The 7,944-nt window shown below is 68.7% G+C and carries 5 protein-coding genes, 1 tRNA gene and 1 pseudogene (1 of these 7 only partly in view); 5 read left to right on the top strand and 2 right to left on the bottom strand.

Annotation, left to right across the window (positions count from 1 at the left end; genetic code table 11):
• Together PGN25_17560 and PGN25_17555 are read right to left on the bottom strand one after the other, a co-directional pair.
• Positions 1–53: pseudogene (locus PGN25_17560) on the bottom strand (SDR family NAD(P)-dependent oxidoreductase) (it extends 742 nt beyond the left edge of the window).
• 74 nt (positions 54–127) lie between these two features.
• Positions 128–1,660, bottom strand: a complete 1,533-nt coding sequence (locus PGN25_17555) for an NAD(P)/FAD-dependent oxidoreductase (protein MEH3119338.1) — start codon at positions 1,658–1,660, stop codon at positions 128–130.
• Positions 1,661–1,803: 143 nt separating this feature from the next.
• On the opposite strand from PGN25_17555, the gene PGN25_17550 reads away from it, so the two are divergent.
• The 5 genes from PGN25_17550 (at position 1,804) to PGN25_17530 (ending at position 7,893) form a co-directional block, all read left to right on the top strand.
• A complete protein-coding gene (locus tag PGN25_17550) occupies positions 1,804–2,496 on the top strand; it encodes a TetR/AcrR family transcriptional regulator (GenBank protein ID MEH3119337.1) in 693 nt (230 codons plus the stop codon).
• Positions 2,497–2,719: 223 nt separating this feature from the next.
• Positions 2,720–2,796 (top strand) — tRNA-Arg (locus PGN25_17545).
• A gap of 577 nt (positions 2,797–3,373) precedes the next feature.
• Positions 3,374–3,571, top strand: coding sequence for a hypothetical protein (locus tag PGN25_17540; GenBank protein ID MEH3119336.1), 198 nt, complete (start codon positions 3,374–3,376; stop codon positions 3,569–3,571).
• 67 nt (positions 3,572–3,638) lie between these two features.
• Positions 3,639–5,585 carry a hypothetical protein gene (locus PGN25_17535; protein MEH3119335.1) on the top strand — a complete coding sequence of 649 codons (1,947 nt, stop codon included), beginning with the start codon at positions 3,639–3,641 and terminating at the stop codon, positions 5,583–5,585.
• 499 nt (positions 5,586–6,084) lie between these two features.
• A complete protein-coding gene (locus tag PGN25_17530) occupies positions 6,085–7,893 on the top strand; it encodes a helicase-related protein (protein MEH3119334.1) in 1,809 nt (602 codons plus the stop codon).
• The last annotated feature ends 51 nt before the right edge of the window (positions 7,894–7,944 follow it).

Below are 7,944 nucleotides of genomic sequence, written 5' to 3'. Positions count from 1 at the left end.
ATGCCGCTGCCCGCGCCGGTGACGAGCGCGGTCCGCCCCTTGAGATCGAACATGCGGTGGGTTTCTCCCGGAATGGGGTGGGCGCAGCGAGCTCTTTACACCGCGGAGGCAGAGGCCGAGGGAGCGCTCAGGCCGCCCGCCGTGCATCCGCGCGCCGGCCGCCGAACACCATCGCGCCGTCGTCGAGCCGTCCGTAGCGGAGGCTCGCGAGGTCGAGCACGTAGTTCTGGTGGAGCTTCCACGGATGCGCGTCGCCCTGCTTGGGCATCAAATGGCGCGCCCGCGCGATGTAGCCCGAGGTGAAGCCGATCAGCGGTTCCTCGCCGGTGGCCGCGCCCCGGCGCGGCACGCACCATGTCTCGCCCCGGGCGTCCATGCGGCGCAGGAGGCGGCAGACGTATCCCGCCGTCAACTCGCATTTCAGCGTCCAGGACGCGTTGGTGTAGCCCAGCGCCAGAGCGAGGTTCGGCACGTCGCTCAGCATCATGCCCTTGTACATGCAGGTCTCCGCCGGGTCGGGCGTGCGGCCGTCGACGCTGAGCCGCACCCCGCCCATCAGCTTCAGCCTGAGCCCCGTGGCGGTGACGACGATGTCGGCGGACAGGTGCCGGCCCGAGGCGAGCCGCAGCCCGTCCTCCGTGAAGGTCTCGATCGCGTCGGTCTCGACGGTCGCCCGGCCCTCGCGGATCGCCTTGAACAGATCGCCGTCCGGCACCAGGCAGAGGCGCTGGTCCCAGGGCTTGTAGCGCGGCGTGAAATGGGTGCCGACGTCGTAGTCGGCCCCGAGCTGCCTGCGGATGCCGCCGAGGATCCGCTGCGTCATCGCCTCGGGTTTGCGGCGGGCGAACTGATAGAAGAAGATGCTCAGGCCGATGTTCTTCCAGCGCGCGAGGCGGTGGGCCAGGCCGCTCGGCAGGCGGCGTTTGAGCCAGTTGGCGATGCGGTCGCGCGCCGGCAGCGCCACGATGTAGGTCGGCGAGCGCTGCAGCATGGTGACATGGGCGGCGCTCCGCGCCATCTCCGGCACCAGCGTCACCGCGGTGGCGCCGCTGCCGATCACCACCACGCGCTTGCCCGCGTAGTCGAGGTGCTCCGGCCAGGCCTGCGGATGCACGATGGGGCCGGCAAAGCGACCGGTGCCCGGCCAGTCCGGTCGGTAGCCGCCTTCGTAATCGTAGTAGCCGGCGCAGACGTAGAGGAAGCCGCAGGTATAGGTGATGCGCTCGCGCCCCGCCTCGACCTCCACGGTCCAGCGTGCCTCCGGCGTGCTCCAGGCCGCCGACACCACGCGCTGGCCGTAGCGGATCCTGCGGTCGATGCCGAACGCCTCGGCGGTGGCGCGCAGGTAGTTCAGGATCGAGGCCGCGTCGGCGATCGACTTGTCCTCGGTCCAGGCCCGGAAGCTGAATCCGAAGGTATGGAGGTCGGAATCCGAGCGCAGGCCGGGATAGCGGAACAGGTCCCAGGTGCCGCCGAGCGTGTCGCGCGCCTCGAGGATCGCGTAGCTCTTGCCCGGGCACCGGGTCTGCAGGGCGTAGCCGGCACTGATCCCCGAGATGCCGGCGCCGATCACCAGCACGTCCAGATGCGCGTCCCGCCGGGCGCCCGGGCGCGAAGCCGCGCCGTCCGGTCCGTCATGGGGTTCCGTGAGGACCGCCATCACCGAAGCTCCTCTGGTTTCGCCGCGACGATTCTAAGGTGAACACCTTAGAATCGTCAACGGGCAGCACCTGAAATTGTGAGGCCACCGCGCAGTCGCTAGGGTCGCCGCGGGCAGGCGGAACAGCGGGTCAGGCAGGCGCGGTGGCGGAACGAGGAGCAAGGTCGCAGCACGCCACGCCTCCTCGGGGGGGACTCAAGAGGTCGCGCCTCAAGACGCGGGTTCGCATCCTCGACGCCGCGCGGGCGCTGTTCAACGAGCGCGGGCCCGGCAGCGTGACCACGGCGGAGATCGCGGAGGCGGTGGGCATCAACGAGGGCAACCTCTACTACCATTTTCAGCGCAAGGAGCAGTTGCTGGAGGCGCTGTTCGCCGAGTTCGAGCGGGCGCTGCGCGCCGCGGCGACGGCCTATGCCGCGAGCGGCGACGCACCGGAGCGCTACCGGGCCTATCTCGCGGGATGGTTCCGCACGATGTGGGAATGGCGCTTCTTCTATCGGGACGGGGCGGTGGTGTTCCGCCTCGCGCCCGAGCTCAGGCCGCGCCTGAAGCGCCTCAGCGACGAGGGCCACGCCCTGACCCGCCGGGCGATCGAAGAGATGCAGAAGGCCGGGCTCCTGGCGATCCCGCCCGATCGGCTCGATGTGCTGATCATCAACGCCTGGATCGTCTCGACCTACTGGATCGACTACCTGCGCTCGCGCCGCGGCATCGGCGAGGTCACGCGCGCGCATATCGACTGGGGCGCGCGGCAGGTGCTGAGCCTCTTCCTGCCCTACCTGACGCCGCAGGGCATGGCGGCGGCCGAGATCGGCGCGGTGCTCGCGGAAGACTGATCTTCCCGCCGAGAGCCCGTTTGACTGGGAACATCCCATCCCGACCCTCATCCTGAGGTGCCGGAGCGCAGCGGAGGCCGCGAAGGGTGTCCGCGGAGGCGGGCGCCGGCGACCGAGGCCTGCGAAAAATCAGGGCGAACGCTTCAAGCGAGCGCCCTGCAAGCTGCGGCGCAAGCGCTTGACCGAGGACACGGGGCGTGGTGTTTCGACCCCTTCGGCGATCGGCCCCGTAGCTCAGTTGGATAGAGCAGCCGCCTTCTAAGCGGCAGGTCGTAGGTTCGAGCCCTACCGGGGTCGCCAGGTTTTACAATGGCTTAGCGACGCTATTTGCTGACGCATTTCCAGCTAGGACAGCCTAGAGACAGCTCGGTCTCATCCGCTTCAGGCTTTCGCCGCGCGCTGAGTCGGCGATGGCATGACCGTGGGCCCGTCCAAGGCCCCCATCCCGTCTCACGATCTCGGGTAGGAGCCCAAGGACCAGCGTAGAAATCCTTACGTCGTCGGGCACGGCAGGCCAGCAGACCAACGGGGCCTCTATTCCGCATCATGGGCCGCCGCCCGGATGCGCCCTTGCAAGATGTGGCGTGCCGCCAGTCAGCCTACACCGAACCGGAACGGCTTGAGGAGGGATGTTCCGAACCTGGCGCTCGCGCCGACCGCGGCGTGTCGAAGGGCCGCGTCGGTTGGACGGCCTTGTATGTGGATGGCCGCCTCTCCGGCACGAGGCACCTCATTCCTGGACGGCAATCGGCGCGTATGGTCGGGCATGGCTTCGTGGGCAGGCGAACGGCGGGATCCACGTCTCGCGATAAACGCGTTCCGCATCGCAATTCCGAAAGGCGCCCTCCCGGCAGCCCTGGTCCCCTATGACCGGACCGTGCTCCACGAGCTTCTGGACCGCGCCCCAGCCGACGTGCATGCCATCCGCAGGGGCGACGAGATCGTGGTCGTCCCCCTGACGCCGGACGCGACCCTCCCCGCCGAGCGTCAGTCCTTCCCGGCTTCGGAAGACCCGTATCTCGTGGCGGTGCTCGCCCGCGAAGCCGTCCTACGGGAGCTGACGGCACGAGACTGAAAAAGGCTATCGCATCACCAAGCGACGGCCGCTGGTGGTCGAGGCTGGCCGGCCCGAGACTGAGAACGTGCTGCCCGCATCGCTCGGGCTGCCCGACTGGCTCAAGAAGCGGATGGTGCTGGAGTTCGACGCGCGGGTGCTCGTCCGCCGCGGCGTCCCGTCGGTCGTCCTCACGTGTTCGAACAGACTCCGCACGATCATCGACGCACCGGTCAGGCAATTGCGCGAGCTCGGGGTGCCGTTGCTCGGGGCGACCGTCTCGACGGTGCGGGAGACGCCGGACCCCAAGGTCTCCGACCTGCTGCGTTATGCGGGTCGCATCCTCGCAGTGGACGATGACGGGACCCTGACGCTTGAGGACCAGGGCGACGGGCCGGTGCAGGTCCCGGACACGGAGCTGTTCCTCGAACCCTCCCGGACGAACTTCGCCGCCGTGGTCGCCGCGCTCACCCAGGGGAGGTCGGACGCCGTGATGGCGGAGATCGCGGAGATCGAGGCAGCTTCCCATGCCGGGCCGAAGATGCTCGGCACCGCCCGGTCGATCCTCGGATGGCTGTCGCGTCAACCCATGCAACTCGCCGACGGCGTCCCGCTCGTATTCGAGGGCCCTCTCGACCAGTCCGTCGACGGCGCGTGGTTCCCGCCTGTCGAGGCCATCTTCAAGCCGAAGCTGATGTTCGACCCGGGCGGGGCGTCCGGCACCCAGCATTACACGCCCCAGAAGGGTCTGGACGAGGTCGGCCCCTACGACCGCGAGAGCTTCGGGCGGAAGAAGCTCAGGATCGCGGTTGTATGCGAGGCTGCGCGCCTCAAGCAGATGCAGGCGGTCGTCGGCCACTTCCTGCAAGGGTTGCCCCATGTCAGGAGCAAGGGGCCCAACGGCCTTGTCCCGCACGGGACCGGGCTGGTGGGACGTTTCCGACTGGAACAGCCCGAGGTCCGCTTTTTCACGATGGCCGGGTCGGCTGGCGAGGATTACGCGGATGCCGCGCGGATGGCCAACGAGGAAGCGGCCGACCGTGACGTGCGCTGGGACCTCGCGCTACTGCTGGTCTCCAGGGAATGGATGGCCCGCCCCTACGAGGACAGCCCTTATTGGATGGGCAAGGCGGCGTTCCTGAAGCAGGGCACGGTCGTCCAGTCCGTCTCGGTCGAGATGGTCGGGATGAGGGAGTTCGAGTACGCCTGCTCGCTGGCGAGCATGGCGCTGCAGACCTACGCCAAGCTCGGCGGCTTGCCATGGCTCCTGCCTGCGCCGCCGAGCGACGCGCACGAGTTCGTTTTCGGGCTCGGCTCCCATGTGGAGAAGCGGGGTCGCCGGGGCGCCGGCCAGCGTGTCGTGGGCATCGCCACCGTCTTCACGGCGCAGGGGGCCTACGTCCTCGACAGCAGGACATCGGCGGTGAGCTACGAGGGGCTGCCGGACACCTTGCGCCAAGTCGTGGTCGAGGCGGTCGAGCGCATCCGCGCGGACGACGGATGGCTACCCGACGACCGGGTCAGGCTCGTGTTCCATGCCTTCACCCAACTCGGGCGCGATGCCGCCGACGCCGTGGTCGAGGCGGTCGAACAACTCGGGTTGAAGCGCATGGACTTCGCCTTCGTGCACGTCGTCGAGGACCATCCCTTCACCGTCTTCGACCTGGATGCGCCGGGGGATGCCAAGGCGCAGTTAGCGCCCGAGCGCGGTCAGGCCGTCGACCTCGGCGACCGGGAGTGGCTGGTGACCTTGGTCGGTCGCAAGGAGGTGAAGAGCGAGCGGCAGGGGTTGCCCGATCCCGTCCTGCTCCGCCTCCACGACCGCTCGACGTATCGCAACATGCGGTTGCTGGCCCGGCAGGTCGGCAACTTCGCCTGCCACACCTGGCGGAACTTCGGCTCGTCGCGGCTGCCCGTCTCGTTGAGCTACGCCGAGCAGGTCGCCCGGCAATTGGCAGGCCTGGAACGTACCCCGAACTGGGACCCGGACGCCGTCCTCGGCAATTCGGTGATGCGCAGGCCATGGTTTCTGTAGGAGACGGGCCGAACGTCGGCGGGATCAGGGCCGCCCTCGCGGCAGCCTCCGCCATCGTCGACGAGGCGCCGCTGCCGCAGGCCTTCCGTGCCTGGGTCCTCGACGACCCGGCGCCCCTGGCCGATGTCGCCGTCGCCGCGGCTGAAGGGTTTGGCATCCCCACGGAACGGTCGTTCCGCCAGGTCGCGGCGCTCGGCTACGCCGCCGCGGCGCGGCGGCTTCCGGAAGCCGTCCGCCCCGTCCTCGTTGACGGCATTCGCTGGCTCGCTGCGAGGCAGTGGCATCGCCCCCTTCGGGAGCCGACCCCTGGAAGTCGACGGGGTCGCCATGCTGGGCGTGGCATTGGGCGCCCGCTCGCTGGAAGGCGTCGCGTACGGAGCGCTCGGCACGCTGGCGGTGACCAGCGCCGGCATGCCGTCCCTCCCTCTTGTCAGGCGGGGGAGTCCTCATACTGGCGCCGGCGACCTTGACGCGGCAATGGCAGACCGAGCTTGAGGACATGCTCGGCCTGCCCTCGGCCATCTGGTCCTCGGCGAAGAAGCAGTGGCTCGACGCCAAGGATTTCGCCGTCTCGCCCAAGGGCGATGCCAGTGCTGTCGCCCGTTGCCCGATGCGCATCGGCATCGTCTCCACCGGGCTCATCGTGAGCGGGGACGAGGACGGCGAGATCAGGCACCTGCGGGAGCGCCGCTTCGGTGTGGTGATCCTGGACGAGGCCCACAAGGCGAGGGCTGACCGCAGCGGCAAGGACGACGCCCGGGTCGGTGCCAAGCGCCTCCTGGAATTCATGGAGCACGTCGCGGCCAACTCCGAAAACGTCATCATCGGCACGGCCACGACTATCCAACTCAAGGCGGCGGAGTTGCACGACCTAGTCGCGATGTTGGCCAAGGGCACCACGCACGTCCTCGGCAGGGAAGGCAGCCGCGCCTGGGCGTCGGACGCGAGCATCGGTTATCTCACCGGCGAGAAGCCGTGGCCCGACGACCCGACCGACCAGTGGGGCCTGCTGCGGAACCCGCTGCCTCCCGCATCGGAGGCGAGCTTCTACCGGATCGTGCGAACGGCCCGCCACATCCCGGACAACCGTATCGACGGGCCGCGCTACGACGAGCTTTCTCAAGGGCAGAGGAGCCGGTTGCGGACGGACTTCCCGACGCTCGTGGCCCAGACGAACCCCATCATCCGGCGCGTCATCCGTCGCTCCCGCCCGATGCTGGAGAGCGCCGGCCTTCTGCCCCGGATCGACGTGGTCGTCCATCCGCGTGTCGGCGACGGGCTGCCGGGCGAGCTCTTCTCCGGCGAGGGCCTGGAGATGGGCTTCTCGTTCCGCCAGGCTTACGATGCCGCAATACGCTTCTGCGGCCTCTACGCGCTGACCCGCCCGGCCGCGGGGTTCATGAAGACCATCCTGCTGCGGCGCATCGGCTCCTCGGTCGCCGCCGGGCTTTCGACGACCCGGGCGCTGCTCCAGGGGGCGATGAGCGGGTCGGCCATCGACGATGGGGACGAGGATCTCTACGCGCAGGAGCGCGAGCGCATGCCGCTCACCCCGAACGAGGCGGCGGCGCTCCGCGAGGTCGAGACCCACCTCCTCGCGGTGCTGTCGCGGGAGAGGATGGACCCCAAGGTGGAGGTTATCATCCGGTACCTGACCGACAACCGCTGGCTCGCGGACCACGGCATGATCGCGTTCAGCCAGTTCTACGACACGGCCGAGTTCGTCGCGGAACGGCTCGCGGAGCGCTTCCGCGATCAGCCCATCGCCATCTATGCCGGCGGTGGCAGGTCGTTCGTGCTGCATGGCGGCGAGAGGCGCCGCACGGACCGCAACGCCATCAAGGACCTCGTTCGGGTAGGCACCATCAAGCTTGTCGCCGCCACGGACGCAGCCTGCGAGGGGCTGAACCTTCAGCGCCTGGGCTCACAGGTGAACGTCGACCTGCCCTGGAACCCGTCCCGCCTCGAACAGCGCATCGGGCAGCCCCGGTCGGAGATCCACGTCGCCAACCTGCGCTACGCGGGCACCTACGAGGACGAGGTCTACGGTGCGCTCTCTGAACGGTCCGAGGACATCTTCAAGGTGTTGGGCCAACTCCCGGACTCATTCGAGGACGATTGGGTCGACGCCGTCCTGAAGGACCGGGAGGCGGTCAAGCTGTTCCCGAAACGGGTGGAGCAAATCCGTAGCCCCGTCGAGCGGCGCTACTTCCGCGACGTGGCGGACGACGTCGGGCTGGACTGGGAAGGAACGGAGCGCATCATCTCCTCGCGAGACATCGAGGAGTTCATGCGCAAGGGCTGGTGATTGGGCGCGAACCCAGTGCTGGACGGGCCGGAAATTTTGGTAATCGGGAAA

The sequence above is a fragment of the Methylorubrum populi genome, from assembly GCA_036946625.1.
Lineage (GTDB): Bacteria > Pseudomonadota > Alphaproteobacteria > Rhizobiales > Beijerinckiaceae > Methylobacterium > Methylobacterium populi_C.
The sequence above is the reverse complement of the archived record's forward strand: the minus strand, read 5'-3'. Positions and strand labels throughout refer to the sequence as shown.

Bases quoted from the DNA above. Each gene is read 5' to 3' on its own strand.
- PGN25_17555 (MEH3119338.1), bottom strand. From the start codon at position 1,660: ATGGCGGTCCTCACGGAACCCCATGACGGACCGGACGGCGCGGCTTCG.
- PGN25_17530 (MEH3119334.1), top strand. From the start codon at position 6,085: ATGCTCGGCCTGCCCTCGGCCATCTGGTCCTCGGCGAAGAAGCAGTGG.